We start from the raw sequence: 22106 nt of genomic DNA, 5'->3' as shown, positions 1-22106 counted from the left end.
CGGCTATCCGATCGCCGAGACGACCGCGCTCAGCGCCGCCGGGATGGCGGTCGCATCCGTGCCGCCGCCCTGCGCGAGGTCGGCCTTGCCGCCGCCTCCACCGCCGAGCACGCCGGCCGCCGTCTTCGCCAGCGCACCGGCGTTCGCGCCCGCGTCACGAGCCGCCTGGTTGGTCGCCACGATCACGACCGGCTTGCCACCCGCCTGCGCGGCCAGCGCCACGACGGCCGGGTCCGAACCCAGTCGCTCGCGGACCGTGGTCACGAGGAGGCGGAGGTCGTCGGCCGATCCCAGCGTGCCCGCGTCCTCTGCCACGACCGTGAAGGTGCCGCGACGCGACGACGACTCGATGAGCGCGGGCACCTTGTCGAGCACCGCGCGCGCCTCGAACGCCTGGATCCGCTTCTCCGCCGCCTTCAGGTTCGCCAGCAGGTCGGCGATCTTCTCGGGGAGCTGCTCACGCGGCGTCTTCAAGGTGCCGGAGAGCTGCGAGACGATCGTGCGCTCGACGGCGAGGTCGCGGAAGGCCTCGAGACCGACGAGCGACTCGACCCGGCGGTTCGTCGAGCCGACGGACGACTCGCTGACGAGGTTGATCATCCCGATCTCCGCGCTCGTGGCCACGTGCGTTCCCGCGCAGAGCTCGCGCGACCAGGGACCGCCGATGTCCACGACGCGGACGACGTCGCCGTACTTCTCGCCGAAGAGGGCCATCGCCCCCAGTGACTTCGCCTCGTCGAGCGGCAGCTCGCGCGTCGACACCTCGAGGTTCTGGCGGATCGCGTTGTTCGAGATCTCCTCGATCTCGCTGCGCGTCTCGGGCGAGAGCGCCTGGTTCCAGGAGAAGTCGAGGCGCAGGTAGCCGGCCTTGTTGTACGAACCGGACTGGTGGGCGTTCGAGCCGAGCACCTGACGCAGCGCCGCGTGGATGATGTGCGTGCCGGAGTGCGCCTGGCGCGCCCCACGGCGGTACTCGTGGTCGACGAGGCTCGTCGCCGGCGCACCGACCCCGACCTCGCCGCTGCGGACGAGCACCTTGTGGCTGATCAGACCCTTGACCGGCTTCTGCACGTCGAGGACCTCGAGCTCGTAACCCGGTCCCACGATCGTGCCCGCGTCGGCGTCCTGACCGCCGGACTCGGCGTAGAGCGCGGTCGCCCCGAGGATGATCTCGCCCACCTGGCCCTCGACGGCCTTGTTCACCGAGTTGCCGTCGACGATGAGGCCGAGCACGCTCGACTCCGTCTCGAGCTCGGTGTAGCCGGTGAAGACTGTCTCGCCCTGAGCGCGGAAGGCGCTATAGACCGAGAGGTCGGCCAGGGCGGTCTTCTTCGCCTTGGCATCGGCCTTCGCCCGCGAGCGCTGGTCCGCCATCAGGGTGTCGAAGGCGGCGCGGTCGACGCTCAGGCCGGCCTCCTCCGCCATCTCGAGCGTGAGGTCGATCGGGAAGCCGTAGGTGTCGTGGAGCAGGAACGCGGTGTCGCCCGCGAGCTGCTTCTTGCCGGCGTTGCGCGTGTTCGAGACCGCGGTGTCGAGGATGCTCGTGCCCGCGGCCAGGGTGCGGAGGAAGGTCTCCTCCTCGGCGTAGGCCAGCTGGGAGACGCGGTCGAACTCGGTCGCGACCTCGGGATACGCCGCCTTCATCGCGTCACGGGAGGCCGGGAACAGCTCCGGGAAGGTCGCTGCCTCGACGCCGAGGAGGCGCATCGCGCGCACCGTGCGGCGCAGGAGGCGGCGGAGGACGTAGCCGCGGCCCTCGTTCGACGGCGTCACGCCGTCGACCATGAGCATCAGCGCGCTGCGGACGTGATCGGCCACGACGCGCAGCCGGACGTCGTCCTCGTGCGCCTCGTTGCCGTAGGGCTTCTCGGCCAGCTGGGCGGCACGGTCCAAGACCGGTCGCACCTGGTCGATCTCGTACATGTTGTCGACGCCCTGCTTGATGAACGCGACGCGCTCCAGGCCCATGCCGGTGTCGATGTTCTTCTTCGGCAGGTCGCCGAGGATCTCGAAGTCCTTCTTGCCGTCACCCTCACCACGCAGGTACTGCATGAAGACGAGGTTCCAGATCTCGACGTAGCGGTCGTCGTCGGTCGCCGGACCGCCGTCGATGCCGTACGCCGGGCCGCGGTCGAAGAAGATCTCGGAGCAGGGGCCTGCCGGTCCGGGCTGGCCGGTCGACCAGTAGTTGGTGTCCTTGCCGAGGCCCTGGATGCGCTCCGGCGGGAGGGTGGAGACGCGACCCCAGATCTCGCGGGCTTCGTCGTCGTCCTCGTAGACGGTGACCCAGAGGTCCTTCGGGTCGAAGCCGAGGCCGCCCTCGTCCTCCGAGGTGGTCAGCAGGTCCCAGGCGAAGGTGATCGCCTGCTCCTTGAAGTAGTCGCCGAACGAGAAGTTGCCGCACATCTGGAAGAACGTGCCGTGGCGCGGCGTCTTGCCGACCTCGTCGATGTCCAGGGTGCGGATGCACTTCTGCACGCTGGTCGCCCGCGGGAACGGCGCCGGCACCACACCGGTCAGGTACGGAACGAACGGCACCATCCCGGCCACGGTGAAGAGCAGCGACGGGTCGTCACTGACGAGGGAGGCGGACGGGACGACGGTGTGGCCGCGCTGCGCGAAGAAGTCGAGCCAGCGGCGGTGGATTTCAGCGGTCTGCATGGGTTCCGGTCGGTCGAAGCTGCGGGGGTGGGTGGTGGGCGCTGGTCAGTCGCCGTCGATCGCGGAGCGGATCTCCGCCTCGCGCTGACGGTAGCCGTCCGAGACGGCCTCGCCGAAGTCGCGCGCCTTGCGGTCGAGCGAGCTGAAGAACTCCCGACCCTTCGCAGTCTCGTTGACCTGGTGGGCGACGGCGAAGCCGATGCCCACGCCGACGAGGAGCCACAGGAAACTCTTCATTGCTGTTCTTCCCTCCGTGTCCGGTGCGCGAGCACACCTGAACGAGTCTAATGGCAGGGGGCGCAGACGGGGGCGGCTCTACTTCGAGCGCGCGCGCCGGCTTCCCCGAGCGCCGCCGGCGGCCCCGAAGGCCGCCTTCACGGCGGCGCTGAACCCGGCCAGCTTGATGAGCGGGCCGCCAACGGTCGCCGCGAAGAGCGAGACGAGGGCGGACACGTTCCCGGTCACGTCGGCGACGTTCTTGGTGATCACATCGACCCGGGCAAGCTGCTTGTTGGTCTCCCGGATGGTCGTGGCCGTCTCATCCAGGATCGGCGTGATCCCGTCGCTGGCGTCTTTGATCGAGTCGCGGGTCTGGTCGAGCACGCGGCCGAACTTGAGCAGCGGCACGGCGATGAAGCCGACGAGGACGGCGAACACGCCCGCCGCGATGAGTCCTGCGATGTCGCCACCAGACACGAGTCGTCCTTCCATTCCGCCACCGGCATACTCGACAAGCGTAGCCCCGCTCGGGCGCCTGTCCAGCGCCAGGGACGACGAAACGGGGCCGCGGCCGAAGCCACGACCCCGTTCCGGGAGTCTCGCGGAGCCTTAGCGGGCCGCGTAGTACTCGACGACCAGCTGGACCTCACAGGTCACGGGGACCTCGGCGCGCTTCGGGCGACGCTCGAGGCGGGCCTGGAGCTTGTCGATCTCGACGTCGAGGTAGGCCGGGACCTTGGGCAGGACGTCGACGTGTCCGCCGGCGGCCGCGACCTGGAAGGGCTCGGTGCCCTCGGAACGGGCCTTGACGTGGATGAGCTGACCCGGCTTCACGCGGAAGGAGGGGCGGTCCACGATCTTGCCGTCGACGAGGATGTGGCGGTGCACCACGAACTGGCGGGCCTGCGAGATCGTGCGGGCGAAGCCGGCGCGGAGCACGAGCGCGTCGAGACGCATCTCGAGGAGCTCGACCAGGTTCTCACCGGTCAGGCCCTGGGTGCGGCGGGCCTCTTCGAAGGCGATGCGGAGCTGCTTCTCGCGGATGCCGTACTGGGCGCGCAGACGCTGCTTCTCGCGCAGACGCACGGCGTAGTCGGAGTCGGCCTTGCGCTTGGTGCGGCCGTGCTCACCGGGGGCGTACGGGCGCTTCTCGAGGTAGCGCGCGGCCTTCGGGGTGAGCGCGATGCCGAGGGCACGCGACTCGCGGGTCTTGCTGCGGGAACGTGAAGACACGGTTTCCTTTCAATGGTCTCTCTAGTACATGGACTGCGGGACGCGACTGAGGCGCCCGCGCGCACGACGAGTGCGCTGAGAGAGGGATTAACTGCCAGGGGCGCCCGGCTACAGGACCATCCCCTTCGAGAACGTGATGAGCACAGCCGCACGCCGCACACGCTTCTAGGCCCATCGAGTGTATCAGAATGCGGTCAGCGTCCGCGCACGATGCGGCGCAGCTTCGCCAGGCGGGCCGAGAGGTCGCGCTCGTTGCCGTGATCAGTCGGCGTGTAGTACGTCGTCTCCTTCAACTCGTCGGGCAGGTACTGCTGCTCGAGGACGCCCAGCGCGTCGTCGTGCGGATACTTGTACCCCTTGCCGTGACCGAGCCGTTTCGCCCCGGGGTAGTGCGCGTCGCGCAGGTGCTTCGGCACGCGGCCGATCTTGCCGGCACGCACATCCGCGATGGCCGCGTCGAGCGCCATGTAGGCGGCGTTCGACTTGGGAGCCGTGGCCAGGTGCACAACGGCCTGCGCGAGCGGGATGCGCCCTTCCGGCATCCCGACGAACTGCACAGCGTCCGCTGCGGCGATCGCGACGACCAGCGCCTGCGGGTCCGCCATCCCGATGTCCTCCGAGGCGGAGATGATGATGCGGCGGGCGATGAAGCGCGGGTCCTCCCCCGCCTCGATCATCCGGGCGAGGTAGTGGAGCGCCGCATCCACGTCGGAGCCGCGCACCGACTTGATGAAGGCGCTGATGACGTCGTAGTGCTCGTCGCCGTTGCGGTCGTAGCGCAGGAGAGCACGGTCAACAGCCTGGGCGACGATCTCCGCCGTGATGACCGGCTTCTTCTTCGACGTGGCGGGCGTGGCGGACGCCGCGGAGACGGATGCCGCCTCCAGTGCGGTCAGGGCGCGTCGGGCGTCGCCGGACGCGAGCCGGATGATCGCGGCGCGGGCGTCGTCGGCGAGCGTGTAGTGATCGCCGAGGCCGCGGTCGTCGGTCACCGCGCGGTCGACCACCACGCCCAGATCGTCGTCGCTCAACGTCTCGAGGGTCAGCAGGAGCGATCGCGACAACAGCGGCGAGATCACCGAGAACGACGGGTTCTCGGTGGTCGCCGCGACGAGGATCACCCAGCCGTTCTCGACACCGGGGAGCAACGCGTCCTGCTGGGCCTTGGTGAACCGATGGATCTCGTCGAGGAAGAGCACGGTCGACACGCCGTAGAGATCACGGGTGGAAAGCGCCTCGTCCATGACGAGACGGACGTCCTTCACACCGGCGGTGACCGCCGAGAGCTCGACGAACTTGCGGCCGGACGAGTGCGCGATGGCCTGCGCGAGCGTCGTCTTGCCCGTTCCGGGCGGCCCCCACAGGATGACCGAGACCGAGCCGGTCTCCCCGGACTGGTCGGACGCGAGGGCGACCAGCGGTGAGCCCGGACGCAGCAGATGCCGCTGACCCGCCACCTCGTCGAGCGAGGTCGGCCGCATGCGCACAGCGAGCGGCGTCGCTCCCATACGGAGCCCGGGTTGCACATCGACCATCCCACCAGGCTACCGGCCACCACCGACACCGGCTCCCGCCCGCCGCCGACGCGCCACGCGCTGGTTTGGCGTCCATAGGCGTGCCGGATAAGGTTCTCCTGACCCGCGGACCGGTCTTCCTCGGGACACCGACTCCCCGCTCGACGGCGCCCCTCGGAGGACACACGTGGCACCCAGCAAGCCGAACGACCGCGACGCCCGGCAGGCGCGAGAGCGCCTGCGCGCCTACCAGGCGAGGCAGACCGTGCACGAGACGAAGGTCAAGCGCCGCAAGCGCGACAACTGGATCGCCGGCATCGCCGTCGTAGTCGTCGTCGGTCTCGCGGTCGCCACCCAGCTCCTCTACTTCACAGGCGGTCCCGGTGCGGCCACCGCATCATCCTCGGCGTCTCCGTCCGCGACGCCGACGCCCACCCCCGCCGCGACCGGCGCGAACACCGGCGACGTCCCGTCCTCGAGCATCGCCGAGGGCCGCGACTGGAAGGGTTCGCTCGTCATCAACGGGATCGACCTGGGTGTCACGCTCGACGGCAAGCAGGCCCCGCAGGCCGTGTCGTCGACCATCTCGCTCGCCCAGAAGGGTTTCTACGACGGCCTGAGCTGCCACCGGCTGACCACCGACGGCATCTTCGTGCTCCAGTGCGGCGACCCCAACGGCGACGGCAGCGGCGGCCCCGGCTACTCGTACGGCCCCGTGGAGAACGCCCCGAAGGACGGCGTGTACCCGGCCGGGACCATCGCGATGGCCCGCCAGAGCGGTAACGGCTACAGCCAGGGCAGCCAGTTCTTCATCGTCTACAAGGACAGCCCCATCCCGTCCGACGCCGCGGGCGGCTACACCGTCCTCGGCACCATCACGAGCGGTCTCGACACCCTCACCTCCGACATCGTCGCCAAGGGCGTCGACGGCGGCGGGACGGACGGCAAGCCCGTCGTCGCGACCAAGATCGACAGCTTCACGCTGCAGTGATGCGGCGCGTGCAATAGGCTGATTCCACCGTGGGGCGGGCTCTCCGCCCTGACCGCACAGCAGCAAGGTGAGACTCTTGGCTACTTCTGAACAGCACCCCTGGGGTCGCGTCGACGAGACCGGTACCGTGTACGTCCGCGAGGGCGACGGGGAACGCACCGTCGGCCAGTACCCGGACGGCACGCCCGAGGAGGCGATCGCCTACTTCGAGCGCAAGTACACCGATCTCGCCGGGCAGGTCTCGCTGCTGGAGCAGCGCGCCCGGCGCGGCGCCCCGGCCGGTGACGTGGCGAAGTCGGTCGCGAACCTCCGCTCGGCCGTCGAGGGCGCGAACGCCGTCGGCGACCTCGCGTCGCTCCTCACGCGCCTGGACGCGCTGGGCGGCACCGTCGAGGAGCTGACGGAGCAGCAGAGCGCCGAGGCCAAGGCGGCCGTCGAGGCCGCGATCGCCGAGCGCACGGCCATCGTCGACGAGGCGGAGGCCCTCGCCGCGCAGGACCCGGAGCGCACGCAGTGGAAGCAGACGACGTCCGCCCTCGACGAGCTCTTCGCACGCTGGCAGGCCCACCAGCACGACGGTCCACGCCTGCCGAAGAACGAGGCGAACGAGCTCTGGAAGCGGTTCCGTGCCGCGCGCTCCACGATCGAGCACAACCGCAAGGCGTTCTTCGCCGACCTGGACAACCAGCACCGCGACGTGCGCAGCCGCAAGAACGCGCTCATCGAGCAGGCCGAGCGACTCATCCCCCAGGGTGCCGACGGCGTGCCCGAGTACCGTCGCCTGCTCGACCAGTGGAAGCTGGCCGGCCGTGCCGGCAAGAAGAACGACGACGCCCTCTGGGCGCGCTTCAAGGCGGCGGGTGACGCGATCTACTCGGCGAAGGCCGAAGTCGACGCACGCGACAACGTGGAGTACGAAGCCAACCTCCAGGCGAAGCTCGCGCTCCTCGACGAGGCCGAGCCGCTCCTGAAGGAGACGGACCGCGACACGGCCCGCAACGCCCTGCTTTCCATCCAGGAGCGCTGGGATGCGATCGGCCGGGTCCCGCGCGAGCAGGTCCGCCCGATCGAGGACCGCCTGCGCAAGGTCGAGACCGCTGTCCGGCGCCTCGACGAGGAGCACTGGGAGCGCAACAACCCCGAGAAGAAGGCGCGCACCGAGGGACTCGCCAGCCAGCTCAACGCCGCCATCGCGAAGCTGGAGGACGAGCTCGCCGAGGCGAAGGCCGGCGGCGATGCCGCCAAGGTCAAGGCCGCTCAGGAGGCCCTCGACGCGCGCAAGATCTGGCTCGACGCGCTCGGCTGATCCTCCACAGCCGGGCCACGAACCCGACTTCTCCACAGATCTCCCTCTCCGTCGTCTCCCCGGCGTCGCACCCGCCACGCTGGGGAGATGACCGAGACACTGTGCCCCGCCCTCCTCGACCGACACGTCCTGCCTCTCGCCGAGCTGCTCTCGCTCTGCCTGGACGGTCAGGTCTATCGGGTCGGAGAGTCCTTCGCTCCGATGGACACCCCCGACACCCCAGCGCTCCGAGCCCGCGCCCTGGCGGCGACGGTCCCACGTCGCGCCATCGCCGAACGCGCCACAGCGGCGTGGATCCACGGCACGCGCAGCGCTCCACCGCCTCGGCCCCAGGTCTGCCTCGACCCGTCACGTCGCGGCACACGCCTTCCCGTGAGCGTCGACGGCCGCCAGCGGACCTTCAAGCAGGGTGAGACGCATCCCATAGGGCCGATCGCCGTGACCACTCCCCTGCGCACGGCGGCGGACCTTCTGCTGGGCGCGACCGCATTCGACGACGCGGCCGCGCTCGAGGTACGCCATCTGCTCTCCCTGGCGTCGGCGACGCCAGAGGCGCTGCGCCACTACGTGCCGCGCACCCGCCGCGGCGGATCCACACGCGCGACGCAGAGGATCCGCTCCGTCGAGCAGGTCCGGCTGCCGCTGGTGGAAGCCGGGAGCAGCGATGTCAGCCGGCGCTGACGCGGTACACGTCGTAGACGGCGTCGATGCGCCGCACGGCGTTGAGCACGCGGTCCAGGTGAGTCGTGTCCCCCATCTCGAACACGAACCGGCTGAGGGCCAGCCGGTTGCTCGAGGTGGTCACCGTCGCCGACAGGATGTTGACGTGGTGCTCCGAGAGCACCCGGGTCACGTCGGAGAGCAGGCCGGCGCGATCGAGGGCCTCGACCTGGATCTGCACGAGGAACACGCTCTTCGAGCTCGGCGCCCACTCCACGTCGATCATGCGCTCCGGCTCCTGCAGGAGGGACTGCACGTTGTGGCAGTTCGCCTGGTGCACCGAGACGCCCTGACCGCGCGTGATGAAGCCGACGATCGGGTCGCCGGGGACCGGCGTGCAGCACTTCGCGAGCTTGACCAGGATGTCCGGCGCGCCACGCACCAGGACGCCGGAGTCGCTGTTCCGCAGCTGACGTCGACCCTTGACGGGGATGTCGATCTCGCCGTCCGACTCGACGTCGCTCTGCAGCGACGCGACGACCTTCTCAATGACCGACTGGGTGGAGACGTGCCCCTCGCCCACGGCGGCGTAGAGCGTCGACACGTCCGCGTACTTCAGAGACGAGGCGACCTCCACGAGGGCGTCCTGCGTCATCAGCTTCTGGAGCGGGAGGTTCTGCTTGCGCATGGCGCGCGCGATCGCGTCCTTGCCCTGCTCGATGGCCTCGTCGCGGCGCTCCTTGGTGAACCACTGGCGGATCTTGTTCCGCGCGCGAGGGCTCTTGACGAAGTTCAGCCAGTCCTGGCTCGGGCCGGAGTCCGGGTTCTTGGAGGTGAAGATCTCGACGACGTCTCCGGTCGCAAGCGTGCTCTCGAGCGGGACCAGCCGGCCGTTGACCTTGGCGCCCATCGTGCGGTGACCGACCTCGGTGTGCACCGCGTAGGCGAAGTCCACGGGAGTCGCGCCGGCCGGGAGGCCGATCACACGACCCTTCGGCGTGAAGACGTAGACCTCTTTCGCGCCGATCTCGAACCGGAGGGAGTCGAGGAACTCGGACGGGTCCGCGGTCTCGGCCTGCCAGTCGGAGATGTGCGCGAGCCAGGCGAGGTCGGTGTCGGGGGTGGCCGGGCCGCCGGCGCTCTTGCCGGTGGTCTGCTCCTTGTACTTCCAGTGCGCCGCGACACCGAACTCGGCACGCTGGTGCATCTCCTCCGTGCGGATCTGGATCTCGACCGGACGGCCCTGCGGCCCGATCACGGTCGTGTGGAGCGACTGGTACAGGTTGAACTTCGGCGTTGCGATGTAGTCCTTGAACCGGCCCGGCATCGGCGTCCACCGCGCGTGGATCTGACCGAGCACCGCGTAGCAGTCGCGCACGGTGTTCACGAGCACGCGGATGCCGACGAGGTCGTAGATGTCGTCGAACTCGCGGCCGCGCACCACCATCTTCTGGTAGATCGAGTAGTACTGCTTCGGTCGTCCGGCGACCTTGCCGCGGATGCGGGCGGACTTCAGGTCGTCGTTGATCGCGTCGATCACCTGCTGCACGAGGCGTTCGCGCTCGGGCGTCCGCTGCTTCACGAGGCTCTCGATCTCGGCGTAGAGCTTCGGGTAGAGCACGGCGAACGACAGGTCCTCGAGCTCCCACTTGATCGCCTGGATGCCCAGTCGGTGCGCCAGCGGCGCGTAGATCTCGAGCGTCTCCGTGGCCTTGCGGGTCGCATTGGCGGCGGGGACGAAGCCCCACGTCCGCGCGTTGTGGAGCCGGTCGGCCAGCTTGATGATCAGCACGCGGATGTCCTTCGACATCGCGACGATCATCTTGCGCACGGTCTCCGCCTGCGCACTGTCCCCGTACTTGACCTTGTCGAGCTTGGTGACACCGTCGACCAGCATCGCGATCTCGTCGCCGAACTGGTCGCGCAGCTCGTCGAGCGTGTACTCCGTGTCTTCGACCGTGTCGTGCAGCAGCGCCGCGGCGATGGTCTTCGCGCCGATCCCGAGGTCGGCGATGATCTGCGCCACGGCGACGGGATGGGTGATGTACGGCTCACCGGAGCGCCGCTTCTGACCGCTGTGTGCGCGTTCCGCGACGGCGTAGGCGCGCTCGATGAGCGACAGGTCGGCCTTCGGGTGATGCATGCGGACCGTGCGGATAAGGGTGTCGACCGCGCCGGCGGGCTGCGCCCGCGAGAAGATGCGCGGCACGAGGCGGCGCAGCGAGGCGGACTGCGGTGTCGATGTATCAACCATGTGCGCGCCTCCTGTGCTCCATTATCGCCGCATCACGAGGCCGTTCCGGCCACGATCCGCTCGCAGCGATCAGCTGACGGTCCCGGAGGGGCTCGCGCCCCGCTCGACCGGTGCGCCGGTGGACTCCCAGGCGATCATGCCGCCCGCCACGTTCGCGGCCGGGAAGTCGGCCCGGAGGAGGGCGTCGGTCACCATCCGGGAACGGCCGCCCGAGTGACAGATCACAAGAATCTGCTGGTCTTCGGGGAGCTCGTCCTGGCGGTCCTGGAGCTGCGACAGCGGGATGAGGTGGGCGTCCGGAGAGCGCACCTCATCCCACTCCTGCGGCTCGCGGACGTCGAGGAGCCAGGCCTCGCCGGCCGCGATGATCTCGCGAGCGCGGGCAGCGCTCACCTCGTCTTCGGAGAGATACGGGCCGCCCATGCGCTCGCGCTACTTCGCCGCGACCGCTTCGGCAGCCGCCGAGGCGGCCTTCGGACGGATGGCGCGCACCTTCGCGTCGTGCTTCTTCACGGCCGCCTCGCCCTCGCGGAACTGCGAGTACATCGGCGCGGCCAGGAAGATCGTGGAGTACGTGCCGACGATGATGCCGATCAGCAGCGCGAGCGAGATGTCGCGCAGGGTCGCCGCACCGAGCGCGTAAGCGCCGATGAAGAGGATCGACGCGACCGGCAGCACCGCGACGACGGCGGTGTTGATCGACCGCACGAGGGTCTGGTTGACCGCGAGGTTGACCGATTCGGCGAACGTCCGCCTGGTCAGCTCCATCTCCTCCCGGGTGTTCTCCCGGACCTTGTCGAAGACCACGACGGTGTCGTACAGCGAGTAGCCGAGGATCGTCAGGAAGCCGATCATCGTCGCGGGCGACACCTCGAAGCCCACCAGGGCGTAGATGCCCGCCGTGATGATGAGGTCGTGGAACAGGGAGATGATCGCCGAGGCCGACATCTTCCACGTGCGGAAGTACAGGGCCATCGCGATGAACGCCAGCAAGAGGAAGACGACGAGTCCCTGGATGGACTGCTGCGTCACGTCAGCGCCCCAGGACGGGCCGATGAACGTCGACGCGACCTCGGTGTCCGGCACGCCGTACGCCTTCGCCAGCGCGTCCGCCACGGCCTTCGTCTGGGTGTCCGACAGCTGGTCGGTCTGCACCTGGACGGCGTTGGCGCCGACGACGCTGACGTGCGAGACGGCATCCGGCACGACGCTCGTCACGGCGTTCTGCGCCTTGTCGGTGTTCGTGTCCTCGACGTTGGTGATCTGGAACTGCGATCCACCGCGGAACTCGATCGAGAAGTTGAACCCGCCCTTGATGATCGGGATCAGGATCGACACGATCACCATCGCAGCCGCGATGATGTACCAGATCTTGCGCTTGCCGACGAAGTCGAACGAGCGCGCACCGGTGTAGAGGTCGTTACCGAATTTGGTGAGACGACTGGCGGCCATCAGGAGTCCTTCCCATCGGTCGAACGATCGGAGGAGGTCGAGGCGCCGGTCAGCTCCGCTGCCTTGCGCTCGGCGATCGTCTGGCGGCGAGCCGCCTCCTTGCTGCTGCGTGCAGCGGTGCCCGCACCGACCTTCGCCGCGGTGGGCGAACGGAACTGGGCGGCACCGCGGTACACGGCGCCGAGCGCCTCCGGGTCGAGACCCGACCACGCGTGCCCGGTGCTGAAGAAGCGCGTGCGTCCCAGCAACTGCAGCGTCGGGTGCGTGAACAGCAGCACCACGATGACGTCGATGATCGTCGTCAGACCCAGCGTGAACGCGAAGCCACGGACGTTTGCCGCCGCGAGGATGTACAGCACGACTGCGGCCAGGAGGTTGGTGGCCTTCGATGCGTAGATCGTCCGGCGGGCACGTGCCCATCCGGCCTCGACCGCCGACTCCAGACTTCGGCCGTCGCGCAGCTCGTCTCGTATTCGTTCGAAGTAGACGATGAACGAGTCCGCTGTGAATCCGATCGCGACGATGAGTCCCGCCACGCCGGCGAGCGACAGACGGTACCCGTAGTGCCACGAGAGCAGCGAGATCGTGAGCCAGGTGAGCACACCGGCCACGACGAGCGAGAAGATCGTGACGAGGCCGAGCAGGCGGTACTGGAAGAACGTGTAGATCGCGACCAGGATGAGGCCGATCAGACCGGCGATGAGACCGGCGATGAGCTGTGCCGAACCGAGCGTCGCCGAGATCGTGTCCTGGCTCTGCACCTTGAAGCTGAACGGCAGTGCGCCGAACTTGAGCTGGTCGGCGAGGGCCTTGGCGCTCGTCTCGGTGAAGTTACCCGTGATCTGCGGCTTGCCGTCGGTGATCGCGGCCTGCGTGGTCGGAGCCGAGATGACCTTGCCGTCGAGGACGATCGCGAACTGGTTCTGAGCGCCGGTGAGGCTCACCAGACGGGTCGTGACATCCGCGAACTGCTTGGTTCCGGTCGAGTCGAAGACGATGTTGACGGCCCACTGACCGGTGGTCACGCCCTGCGAGCTCTGCACCAGGCCGGCGCTCGCGTCGCTGATGTTCTGGCCCTTCACCTCGACCGGGCCGAGCAGGTACTTGACCTGGTCCTGGTCGTCGCAGGTGATGAGCGGCTGATCGGTCGGCGCGGCGCTGTCGTCCTGCGACTTGTTCGCCGCGCACGAGTACGCGTCGAAGTCCGCCTGGAGCTTGGGCGTGACCCAGGCGAGGTCGCTGCCATTCGTCGGCGAGGTCGACGGGGTCGACTGCAGGCCGGGCGCCGGGGTCGGCGCCGGCGTCGACTTGCCGTCCGCGCCGACGACCTCGTTGGTCGGGCCGCCCGAGATCAGGACCGGACGGAAGTCGAGGCGTGCGCTCGACTTCACCCGGTTCAGGGTCTCCTCGTCGGGCTTGCCCGGGAGGGAGACCACGATGTTGCGCGAGCCCTCGGTGGAGATCTGCGCCTCGGAGATGCCGGAGGCGTCGATGCGCTGACGGATGATCGAGACGGCCTGGTCCAGCTGCTGCTGCTGGATCTGCTGGCCGTTCTCGACCTGCGGCGTCAGGATCACCTGGGTGCCGCCCTCGAGGTCGAGAGCGAGCTTCGGCAGCCACGTCGCGTTGCTGAACAGCACGCCGGCGGTGAGAGTCCCCAGGAGGACCACCACCAGCACGCCGAGCCATGTCAGGGAACGCCAGGCTTTCTTGGCCGGGGTCGACTTTGCCACCTAGGAACTCAGCTTTCTACGAGTGTTCCGCGCGCGCAGAAGCGCCGCGGCCCACGGGTCGGGAGTTAGTCGTCGCTCTTCGCGCCGGGCTTCTTCGAGGTCTCGTCGATCCGCTCGCCGTACTCCGGCGCATCCAGACGGATCGCGTGGTCCTCGTTGAGCTCGGTGGCGCCGGTGGTGAGCTCGGCGTCCGCGTCGGCCTCGGCCGGCTCGGCGACGGTGGGCTCGACGACGCGGGCGAGCACCTGGCGGTGCACCTTGATGACGTGCCCGGGGCTGGTCTCGACGAGCGCGGTGTTGTCGTCCTCGTTGACGGACAGCAGCGTCCCGTAGAGCCCGAAGTTGGTCATGACCTCGGCGCCCGGCACCATCTTCGAACGCGTCTCAGCCTGCTCCTTCTGGCGCTTGCGGCTGTTGCGGAACATGAAGAAGATGAGGGCCGCCAGGATGACGACCATCACAATAGTCAGCGGATCAATGGCCATGAATTTCTGCCGAACCTTCCGGTGGGGAGTCTAAGGGGCCGAACGGCCACCTCACATCATAAGTCATCGATCAGGGAAGGTTGCTCCGAACGACCTTGGTGCGGGCCGGGAATACCGAAATGCCGCCAGGCCGCGGGCGTCGCGACCCGCCCTCGGGGGGTGCGGGAGAGCAGCCCGATGCGCACCAGGAACGGCTCGACGACCGACTCGATCGTCTCCGCCTCCTCCCCCACCGAGACCGCCAGGGTGTTCAGGCCGACCGGCCCTCCGTCGAAGCGCTCGAGAATGGCGTGCAGGACGGCGCGGTCGAGGCGGTCCAGGCCGAGGGGGTCGACGTCGTACAGCTCGAGCGCGGCACCCACCGCGGCCAGGTCGGCGTCGCCGCCGTGCACGAGGGCGTAGTCGCGGACCCGGCGCAGCAGCCGGTTGGCGATACGCGGGGTCCCCCGGCAGCGCCCGGCGATCTCGGCCAGAGCCTCCCGGTCTATGTCGAGCTCGAGCATCGTGGCCGCGCGGGCCAGGACCTGCGTCAGCTCGGACTCGTCGTAGAACTCCAGGTGCGCGGTGAAGCCGAACCGGTCGCGCAGCGGGTTCGGCAGCAGCCCGGAACGGGTGGTCGCACCGACGAGGGTGAACGGGGCCAGGTCGAGCGGGATGGAGGTCGCGCCCGCCCCCTTGCCGACCATGATGTCGATGCGGAAGTCCTCCATCGCGAGGTACAGCATCTCCTCCGCGGAGCGCGCCATGCGGTGGATCTCGTCGATGAAGAGGACCTCGCCCGGCGTGAGCGACGACAGCAGGGCCGCCAGGTCACCGGCGTGCTGGATGGCCGGGCCGCTCGACAGACGCAGCGGGCGTCCGCTCTCGTGCGCGACGATCATGGCGAGCGTCGTCTTGCCGAGCCCGGGCGGGCCGGCGAGGAGGATGTGGTCCGCGGTGCGGTCCTGCATCTTCGCCGCCGTGAGCAGCAGCTGGAGCTGGCCGCGCACCTTCGCCTGCCCGACGAACTCGGCGAGCGAACGGGGGCGCAGCGCACCTTCGAAAGCGAGCTCGGACTCGGACTCGAGCTCGGGGGCGGTCAGGTCGTCGCTCATCGGGCGCCCTGCGCGGCCGGGCCGAGGTGGGCCAGAGTCAGGCGGAGCAGCGTCTGCACCGAGTCGCGCGCGGACTCGTCGGTGTCGGCGACGACGTCGGCGATCGCCTCCCCCGCCACCTTCTCGGGCCAGCCGAGGCCGACGAGAGCGATCAAGACGCTGTCGGCGACGGAGGACGGCGCGCCCGCGGCCTTCACGGCGGGCGCGACGCGACGGGTGGCGACGAGCTTGCCCGTCAGCGACACCACGATGAGCTTGGCCGTCTTGGGACCGATCCCCGAGACCTTCCGGAACGGCGCGTCATCGTCAGCCGCGACGGCGTCGGCGATCTGGTCGGGCGCGAGCACGGACAGGACGCCGATCGCCGACTTCGGCCCCACACCGGTGACCCCGGTGAGGAGCTCGAACACGTCGAGCTGCTCGCGGTCGAGGAAGCCGAAGAGCTGCAGGGAGTCCTCTCGCACGATCATCGACGTGTGGACGAACGCCTCGTCGCCGACGCGGAGGGAGAGGACATGGTCGGGGGTCAGCTGCACGGCGAAGCCGACGCCACCGACCTCGATCACGGCGTTGCCGCCGCTCGCGGAGAGGACGGTGCCGCGGAGAGAGGAGATCACCTGGCCAGCCTACGGGGCGCCGCCGACGCCCGGGCGGACCGCTCCGCGGCGAGCCACGCGGCCTGCGCGGGAGTCTGCGCGGCTGCGCCGGCCGGGGCCTGGGTCGCTCCCCCGCCTCCCGCTCGCGGTGCCGGGGCCTGCCCGCCGCGCCAGGCGTGGCAGATCGCGATCGCCAGGGCGTCGGCCGCATCCGCGGGCTTGGGCACCTCGGCGAGGCCGAGGATGCGGGCGACCATCGCCTGCACCTGCTTCTTGTCCGCCGACCCGTATCCGGTGACGGCGGCCTTCACCTCGCTCGGAGTGTGCAGCGCGACCGGGAGGCCCCGCTTGGCCGCGGCGTGGAGGGCCACCCCGCTGACCTGCGCGACACCCATCACGGTGCTCAGGTTGTGCTGCGCGAAGACGCGCTCGATCGCGACCGCGGTCGGCCGGTGCTCGTCGAGCAGGCGCTCGATCCCGTCGCCGACCGCGAGAAGACGCTCCTCGATCGGCATCCCGGGCGGGGTGCGGATGACCGTCACCTCGACGAGGACCGCGCGGCGATCGGGACGCACGTCGACGATCCCGACGCCGCACCGTGTGAGACCGGGGTCGATGCCGAGCACCCGGATCGTCATGGCCGGTGTCTTACTCGTCGTCCTCGTCGAGCTGCGCCTGGACCTCGGGGGTCAGGTCGAGGTTCGTGTAGACGTTCTGCACGTCGTCCGAGTCCTCGAGAGCGTCGATGAGTCTGAACACCTTGCGGGCGACGTCGGCGTCGGCCTCGACGTTGACGGTGGCGACGAACTCCGCGTCGGCGGAGTCGTAGTCGATGCCTGCCTCCTGGAGGGCGGTGCGCGCCGCGACGAGGTCGGTCGCCTCGGTCAGGACCTCGAAGCTCTCGCCCCGGTCGGTGACCTCTTCGGCGCCGGCGTCGAGGACGGCGGTGAGCACGGTGTCCTCATCGACGCCGTCGGCGTGCGGGACCACGATGACGCCCTTGCGGTGGAAGTTGTACGCCACGCTGCCCGGGTCGGCCATGGTGCCGCCGTTGCGCGTCATCGCGGTGCGGACCTCGGCGGCCGCGCGGTTCTTGTTCTCGGTGAGGCACTCGATCAGGAGGGCGACGCCGCCCGGGCCGTAGCCCTCGTACATGATCGTCGTGTAGTCGATGACCTCACCGGTGAGACCGGCGCCGCGCTTGATCGCGCGGTCGATGTTGTCGTTGGGGACCGAGGTCTTCTTGGCCTTCTGGACGGCGTCCACCAGGGTCGGGTTGCCGGACATGTCGGCCCCGCCCGTCTTGGCCGCGACCTCGATGTTCTTGATGAGCTTGGCGAACGACTTGGCACGGCGTGCGTCGATGACCGCCTTCTTGTGCTTGGTCGTGGCCCACTTGGAATGCCCGGACACTGCTGCTCCCTCGAGTTACGTTCTGAACCTGTCTATAGTAATGCGGCCCGTCCGTCGCGCAGGACCATTCCCCGCTCGGCGTGGAACCGGGCGAAGGTCGCCACGTCGGCCGTCGCGTCCGCCGCGGTCGGGCCGATCCCGGACGGGTTGTGGAAGACGAACCGGTCGCCCTCGCGCCCGTGCACGAGGACCAGGTGGCCTCCCCGGCGCTCGTTCGGCCGGTCGGGCCAGCGGATCTCGGGCGAGACGGACGCCAGCACCACCTGCCCAGGCCGGACGAGAGGGAGGAACTCCGCGGTCGCCGTGCGCTCGACGACCTCCCCCTCGATCCCGAAGGCGTCGGAGATCCAGGCGAGGAAGGGGCGGTAGTACAGACCGTCGACCGTGTCGTCCCGGCGCACCAGTGCTCCCACCTCCACGGCCCCGTCGATGAGTCGCGCCATCGGCACGACGCCCAGCTCGGGCCGCCACGCGCGAAGCACGGAGCGCAGGCACGCGAGCCCGCAGACGTGCGCCGCCCAGAACTCGTACTCGGCGTCCGACGCGTAGCCGTCCGCCGCCCAGTCGTGGTGCCGCGCCGGCGATTCGCCGCGGACGATCAGCGGCTCGTTGCACCGGAGGTCGCCCCACTGCGACTCGTAGGGGAAGCGGTACGGGGTCGGGACGGTCACCCGCGCGAGCGTACCGTGCGGAGGAAGTACTCGTGGAACCGCGTGTCGCCGGTGATCTCCGGATGGAACGAGGTCCCGAGCAGGTTGCCCTGCTGAACGGCGACCACGCGGCCGTCGTCGACGCGCGCGAGCGCGGTGGCCCGCTCGCCGACCGCCTCCACGATGGGCGCGCGGATGAAGACCGCGTGCATCGGCTCGCCGCCGATCGCCGGGACGTCGAGATCGGTCTCGAACGAGTCCACCTGCGAGCCGAACGCGTTGCGCCGCACCGCGACATCCAGGCCGCCGAGGCTCTGCTGTCCGGCGATCCCGTCGACGATGGTGTCCGCGAGCATGATGAGGCCCGCACAGGTGCCGTACACCGGGAGGCCGTCGGCGATCGCCTCCCGCAGCGGCTCCGCGAGCCCGAAGGCCCGCGACAGCTTGTCCATGACGCTCGACTCGCCACCGGGGATCACCAGGCCGTCGATCGCCGCGACCTCCTCGGGCCGCCGCACCGGGACCGCGTCGGCGCCCAGCCCGCGGAGGACCGCGATGTGCTCGCGGAAGTCCCCCTGCAGGGCCAGGACGCCGACGCGCAGCGTCCGCTGGTCCGTCAGCACTTACCAGCCACGCTCGGACAGGCGGTGCGGGGCGGCGAGGTCTGCGACGTTGATGCCGACCATCGCCTCGCCGAGCCCACGCGAGACCTCGGCGATGACCTTCGCGTCGTCGTAGAACGTGGTCGCCTTGACGATCGCGGCGGCCCGCTGCTCCGGGTTGCCCGACTTGAAGATGCCGGAGCCGACGAACACGCCGTCCGCGCCGAGCTGCATCATCATGGCCGCGTCCGCGGGGGTGGCGACGCCGCCCGCGGTGAAGAGCACGACGGGGAGCTTGCCGGTCTCGGCGATCTCGGCGACGAGCTCGTAGGGGGCCTGCAGCTCCTTCGCGGCGACGTAGAGCTCGTCCTTCGACATCGACGAGAGGGCCTTGATCTCCGAGCTGATCTTGCGGATGTGCTTGGTGGCCTCCGAGACGTCGCCGGTGCCGGCCTCGCCCTTGGAGCGGATCATCGCCGCGCCCTCGTTGATGCGGCGCAGGGCCTCGCCGAGGTTGGTGGCGCCGCACACGAACGGCACGGTGAACTTCCACTTGTCGATGTGGTTGACGTAGTCGGCGGGCGACAGCACCTCGGACTCGTCGATGTAGTCGACGTCGAGCGCCTCCAGCACCTGGGCCTCGACGAAGTGGCCGATGCGGGCCTTCGCCATGACCGGGATGGAGACCTCGGCGATGATCGCGTCGATCAGATCGGGGTCGCTCATGCGGGCGACGCCGCCCTGCGCGCGGATGTCGGCGGGCACGCGCTCGAGCGCCATCACGGCGACGGCGCCGGCGTCCTCGGCGATCCGGGCCTGCTCGGGGGTGACGACGTCCATGATGACGCCGCCCTTCAGCATCTCGGCGAGTCCGCGCTTGACGCGGCTCGATCCGGTGGCGGTGCCGTGGTCCTGGTCTGTCATGGTCGCCCTTTCGTGCGGAACATAATTCTCTTTGGCCTATGCCGAACGATAGCATCCCGTACACGCCTCACTAGACTCGGATCCGACATGGACGAACTGAGCATCACGGGCACCACGGCCGCCGAGATCGCGGCGAGCGTGCGCGCCCTGCACGAGCGCGGAGAGCTGCGGCGGGGGGATGCGCTCCCGCCTGTGCGGGAGCTCGCCGGCCAGCTCGGCATCAACCGCAACACGGCCGTCGCGGCGTACCGTCTGCTCGCCCAGGCGGGCGTCGTCGTGGCCCGCGGACGCGCCGGGACGGTCATCGCCGGGCTGGAGGCCGTCGCCCAGGAGGGCTACGCGGCCGACAGCGTGCTCCACGACGTCGGCACCGGCAACCCGGACCCTCGGCGCATCCCGGACCCGTCGGCCGCTCTCGCGGGTGCGATCGGACGCCCGGTGCTCTACGGCGAACCGGTGATCGATCCCGCCCTCGAGGCGCGCGCACTCGAGTGGGTCCGCGACGGCCTCCCCGACCGCGACGTCCGGATCACCGTGACGAACGGCGCCGTGGACGCCGTCGAGCGTCTCCTCGCCCAGGCACTGCTGCGCGACGACGCGGTCGCCCTGGAGGACCCCTGCTTCCTCGCCAGCATCCACACGGTCCGACTCGGCGGCTACCGCGCCGTCCCGGTGCCCGTCGATGCCGAGGGGATGACCGTGGCCGGCCTGCGCGCCGCGCTCGACGCCGGCGTCCGGGCGATCATCTGCACGCCGCGCGCCCAGAACCCGACGGGGGCGACCCTCACCGCGCAGCGGGCCGCAGAGCTCCGCGGCGTCCTCGCCGACCATCCATACGTGCTCGTCATCGAGGACGACCACTACTCGATGCTCTCCCAGCGCCCGTACGAGACCCTCATCGGGCCGGAGCACCGGCGATACGCCCTGGTCCGCTCCGTCTCGAAGTTCCTCGGACCCGACATGTGTCTCGCCGTCGCGGCGACCGACCCGGAGACCGCCGAACGGCTCTCCTTCCGGCTCAGCCCGGGCACGACCTGGGTCAGCCACATCCTCCAGCGCCTGGTGCTCGCGCAGCTGACCGACGAGACGGCGCTCGCGACGATCGCCGCGGCGGGTCGCCACTACGCGGAGCGCAACGCCGCGTTCGCCGCCCGGCTCGCGGACCGCGGTCTCACGACGGAGGCCGCCGACGGCCTGAACCTCTGGGTCGAGCTGCCGGTGGAGGCGCGGCTCGTCGCCGACCGGCTGATGCGGCGCGGCTGGCTGGCGCGCACCGGCGACGAGTTCCTGCTCGCCGAGCAGCCCGCACCCTCCCACCATCTCCGCCTCACCGTGCACGACCTCACCGAGGAGGAGGCTTCCCGCCTGCTCGACGATCTCGCCGACGCCGCTGCGGCCACGGAGCGCGCGGCGCAGTAGTCCGGAGATGAGAGGATCGAGGGATGAAGATCCTCTCGATCCAGTCCGCGGTCGCCTACGGTCACGTCGGCAACTCCGCCGCCGTCTTCCCGCTCCAGCGCATCGGCGTCGAGGTGCTCCCCGTCTACACGGTGAACTTCTCCAACCACACCGGCTACGGCGCCTGGCGCGGCCCGCTGATCTCGCCGGGCGACGTGCGCGCGGTGATCACCGGCATCGAGGAGCGCGGCGTGCTCGGCGAGGTCGACGCCGTGCTCTCCGGCTACCAGGGCGGCGAGGGCATCGGGGACGTCATCATCGACGCGGTCGCCCGGGTCAAGGCCGCCAACCCGAACGCCGTGTACGCGTGCGACCCGGTGATGGGCAACGCGAAGTCCGGCTGCTTCGTCGCTCCGGCCATCCCCGACCTCCTCCGCGACCGCGTCGTCCCGGTCGCCGACATCATCACGCCGAACCAGTTCGAGCTCGGCTTCCTCACCGGCACGACGCCGGACACCCTGGAGTCGACGCTGGCGTCGGTGGATGCGGCGCGCGCGATGGGCCCGCGCACCGTCCTCGTGACGAGCGTCGAGCGGCCGGACCAGCCCGCCGACACGATCGAGATGCTCGCCGCCGACGACACCGGCGCGTGGATCGTCCAGACTCCGCGGCTGCCGATGAAGGCGAACGGCTCGGGCGACGTCACCGCCGCCCTGTTCACGGCCCACTACGTCCGCATCGGCAGCGCCGAGATCGCCCTCCGCAAGACGGTGTCGAGCGTCTTCGACCTGCTCACACGCACACTGGAGTCCGGCGACCGCGAGCTGCAGCTCGTGGAGTCGCAGGAGTCGTACGCGCACCCGCGCGAGCAGTTCGCGGTGCGCCAGGTGCGCTGACCGCGCGCACTTTCGTTCCGAATGT

General features: G+C 69.8%; 22 protein-coding genes. 5 read left to right on the top strand and 17 right to left on the bottom strand.

Annotated features, from left to right (window positions below):
* Positions 1-3: 3 nt before the first annotated feature.
* The 5 genes from alaS to HNR14_RS17405 form a co-directional block, all read right to left on the bottom strand.
* Positions 4-2661 carry an alanine--tRNA ligase gene (alaS, locus tag HNR14_RS17425; RefSeq protein WP_179702006.1) on the bottom strand — a complete coding sequence of 886 codons (2658 nt, stop codon included), beginning with the start codon at positions 2659-2661 and terminating at the stop codon, positions 4-6.
* Positions 2662-2706: 45 nt separating this feature from the next.
* A complete protein-coding gene (locus HNR14_RS17420; protein ID WP_021758399.1) occupies positions 2707-2898 on the bottom strand; it encodes a hypothetical protein in 192 nt (63 codons plus the stop codon).
* Positions 2899-2976: 78 nt separating this feature from the next.
* Positions 2977-3357: a DUF948 domain-containing protein gene (locus tag HNR14_RS17415; RefSeq protein ID WP_039921235.1), complete on the bottom strand. Its 381-nt coding sequence runs from the start codon at positions 3355-3357 to the stop codon at positions 2977-2979.
* A gap of 132 nt (positions 3358-3489) precedes the next feature.
* Positions 3490-4113 carry a 30S ribosomal protein S4 gene (gene rpsD, locus HNR14_RS17410; protein ID WP_021758397.1) on the bottom strand — a complete coding sequence of 208 codons (624 nt, stop codon included), beginning with the start codon at positions 4111-4113 and terminating at the stop codon, positions 3490-3492.
* Between the two features lie 194 nt (positions 4114-4307).
* Positions 4308-5648 (bottom strand): replication-associated recombination protein A, encoded by a 1341-nt coding sequence (locus HNR14_RS17405; RefSeq protein ID WP_179702005.1) that lies wholly within the window; start codon positions 5646-5648, stop codon positions 4308-4310.
* A gap of 166 nt (positions 5649-5814) precedes the next feature.
* Here HNR14_RS17405 and HNR14_RS17400 point away from each other — a divergent pair, with 166 nt between their 5' ends.
* From HNR14_RS17400 to HNR14_RS17390, 3 genes are all read left to right on the top strand, one after another.
* Entirely contained in the window at positions 5815-6618 is an 804-nt protein-coding gene (locus HNR14_RS17400) for a peptidylprolyl isomerase (RefSeq protein WP_179702004.1), read from the top strand.
* Between the two features lie 127 nt (positions 6619-6745).
* The gene (locus HNR14_RS17395) at positions 6746-7924 is read left to right on the top strand and encodes a DUF349 domain-containing protein (RefSeq protein WP_425485052.1); all 1179 of its coding nucleotides are present in this window, start codon (positions 6746-6748) and stop codon (positions 7922-7924) included.
* 87 nt (positions 7925-8011) lie between these two features.
* Positions 8012-8605 carry a hypothetical protein gene (locus tag HNR14_RS17390; RefSeq protein ID WP_179702002.1) on the top strand — a complete coding sequence of 198 codons (594 nt, stop codon included), beginning with the start codon at positions 8012-8014 and terminating at the stop codon, positions 8603-8605.
* On the opposite strand, the gene HNR14_RS17385 is transcribed toward HNR14_RS17390, so the two are convergent.
* The 12 genes from HNR14_RS17385 to pdxS form a co-directional block, all read right to left on the bottom strand.
* Positions 8592-10838: a RelA/SpoT family protein gene (locus HNR14_RS17385; RefSeq protein ID WP_179702001.1), complete on the bottom strand. Its 2247-nt coding sequence runs from the start codon at positions 10836-10838 to the stop codon at positions 8592-8594. The two genes, HNR14_RS17390 and HNR14_RS17385, sit on opposite strands and share 14 nt — an antisense overlap.
* Positions 10839-10907: 69 nt before the next feature.
* The gene (locus HNR14_RS17380) at positions 10908-11261 is read right to left on the bottom strand and encodes a rhodanese-like domain-containing protein (protein WP_179702000.1); all 354 of its coding nucleotides are present in this window, start codon (positions 11259-11261) and stop codon (positions 10908-10910) included.
* A gap of 9 nt (positions 11262-11270) precedes the next feature.
* Positions 11271-12290, bottom strand: a complete 1020-nt coding sequence (gene secF / locus HNR14_RS17375) for a protein translocase subunit SecF (protein ID WP_021758390.1) — start codon at positions 12288-12290, stop codon at positions 11271-11273.
* Entirely contained in the window at positions 12290-14023 is a 1734-nt protein-coding gene (secD, locus tag HNR14_RS17370) for a protein translocase subunit SecD (RefSeq protein ID WP_039921231.1), read from the bottom strand. Before secD ends, secF begins: the two co-directional genes overlap by 1 nt.
* A gap of 65 nt (positions 14024-14088) precedes the next feature.
* On the bottom strand, positions 14089-14508 hold the full coding sequence (yajC, locus tag HNR14_RS17365) for a preprotein translocase subunit YajC (protein WP_021758388.1): 420 nt from the start codon (positions 14506-14508) through the stop codon (positions 14089-14091).
* A gap of 56 nt (positions 14509-14564) precedes the next feature.
* Positions 14565-15602 (bottom strand): Holliday junction branch migration DNA helicase RuvB, encoded by a 1038-nt coding sequence (gene ruvB / locus HNR14_RS17360; RefSeq protein WP_179701999.1) that lies wholly within the window; start codon positions 15600-15602, stop codon positions 14565-14567.
* Positions 15599-16219, bottom strand: a complete 621-nt coding sequence (gene ruvA / locus HNR14_RS17355) for a Holliday junction branch migration protein RuvA (protein ID WP_179701998.1) — start codon at positions 16217-16219, stop codon at positions 15599-15601. The genes ruvB and ruvA overlap by 4 nt, the downstream gene beginning before the upstream one ends.
* Positions 16216-16830, bottom strand: a complete 615-nt coding sequence (gene ruvC / locus HNR14_RS17350; protein WP_179702723.1) for a crossover junction endodeoxyribonuclease RuvC — start codon at positions 16828-16830, stop codon at positions 16216-16218. The genes ruvA and ruvC overlap by 4 nt, the downstream gene beginning before the upstream one ends.
* Before the next feature lie 16 nt (positions 16831-16846).
* Positions 16847-17611, bottom strand: coding sequence for a YebC/PmpR family DNA-binding transcriptional regulator (locus HNR14_RS17345; RefSeq protein ID WP_179701997.1), 765 nt, complete (start codon positions 17609-17611; stop codon positions 16847-16849).
* Between the two features lie 32 nt (positions 17612-17643).
* The gene (locus tag HNR14_RS17340) at positions 17644-18282 is read right to left on the bottom strand and encodes a cysteine peptidase family C39 domain-containing protein (protein ID WP_179701996.1); all 639 of its coding nucleotides are present in this window, start codon (positions 18280-18282) and stop codon (positions 17644-17646) included.
* Complete coding sequence (gene pdxT / locus HNR14_RS17335; protein ID WP_179702722.1) at positions 18279-18881, bottom strand: pyridoxal 5'-phosphate synthase glutaminase subunit PdxT; 603 nt, start codon at positions 18879-18881, stop codon at positions 18279-18281. The genes HNR14_RS17340 and pdxT overlap by 4 nt, the downstream gene beginning before the upstream one ends.
* Positions 18882-18884: 3 nt before the next feature.
* Positions 18885-19787 (bottom strand): pyridoxal 5'-phosphate synthase lyase subunit PdxS, encoded by a 903-nt coding sequence (pdxS, locus tag HNR14_RS17330; RefSeq protein WP_021763627.1) that lies wholly within the window; start codon positions 19785-19787, stop codon positions 18885-18887.
* Positions 19788-19874: 87 nt separating this feature from the next.
* Here pdxS and HNR14_RS17325 point away from each other — a divergent pair, with 87 nt between their 5' ends.
* Positions 19875-21206 carry an aminotransferase class I/II-fold pyridoxal phosphate-dependent enzyme gene (locus tag HNR14_RS17325; protein ID WP_179701995.1) on the top strand — a complete coding sequence of 444 codons (1332 nt, stop codon included), beginning with the start codon at positions 19875-19877 and terminating at the stop codon, positions 21204-21206.
* Positions 21207-21229: 23 nt separating this feature from the next.
* Complete coding sequence (gene pdxY / locus HNR14_RS17320; RefSeq protein ID WP_179701994.1) at positions 21230-22081, top strand: pyridoxal kinase PdxY; 852 nt, start codon at positions 21230-21232, stop codon at positions 22079-22081.
* The last annotated feature ends 25 nt before the right edge of the window (positions 22082-22106 follow it).

The organism is Leifsonia naganoensis, assembly GCF_013410615.1.
Classification (GTDB): Bacteria; Actinomycetota; Actinomycetes; order Actinomycetales; family Microbacteriaceae; genus Leifsonia; species Leifsonia aquatica.
This window is presented reverse-complemented; position numbering and strand designations above follow the sequence as displayed.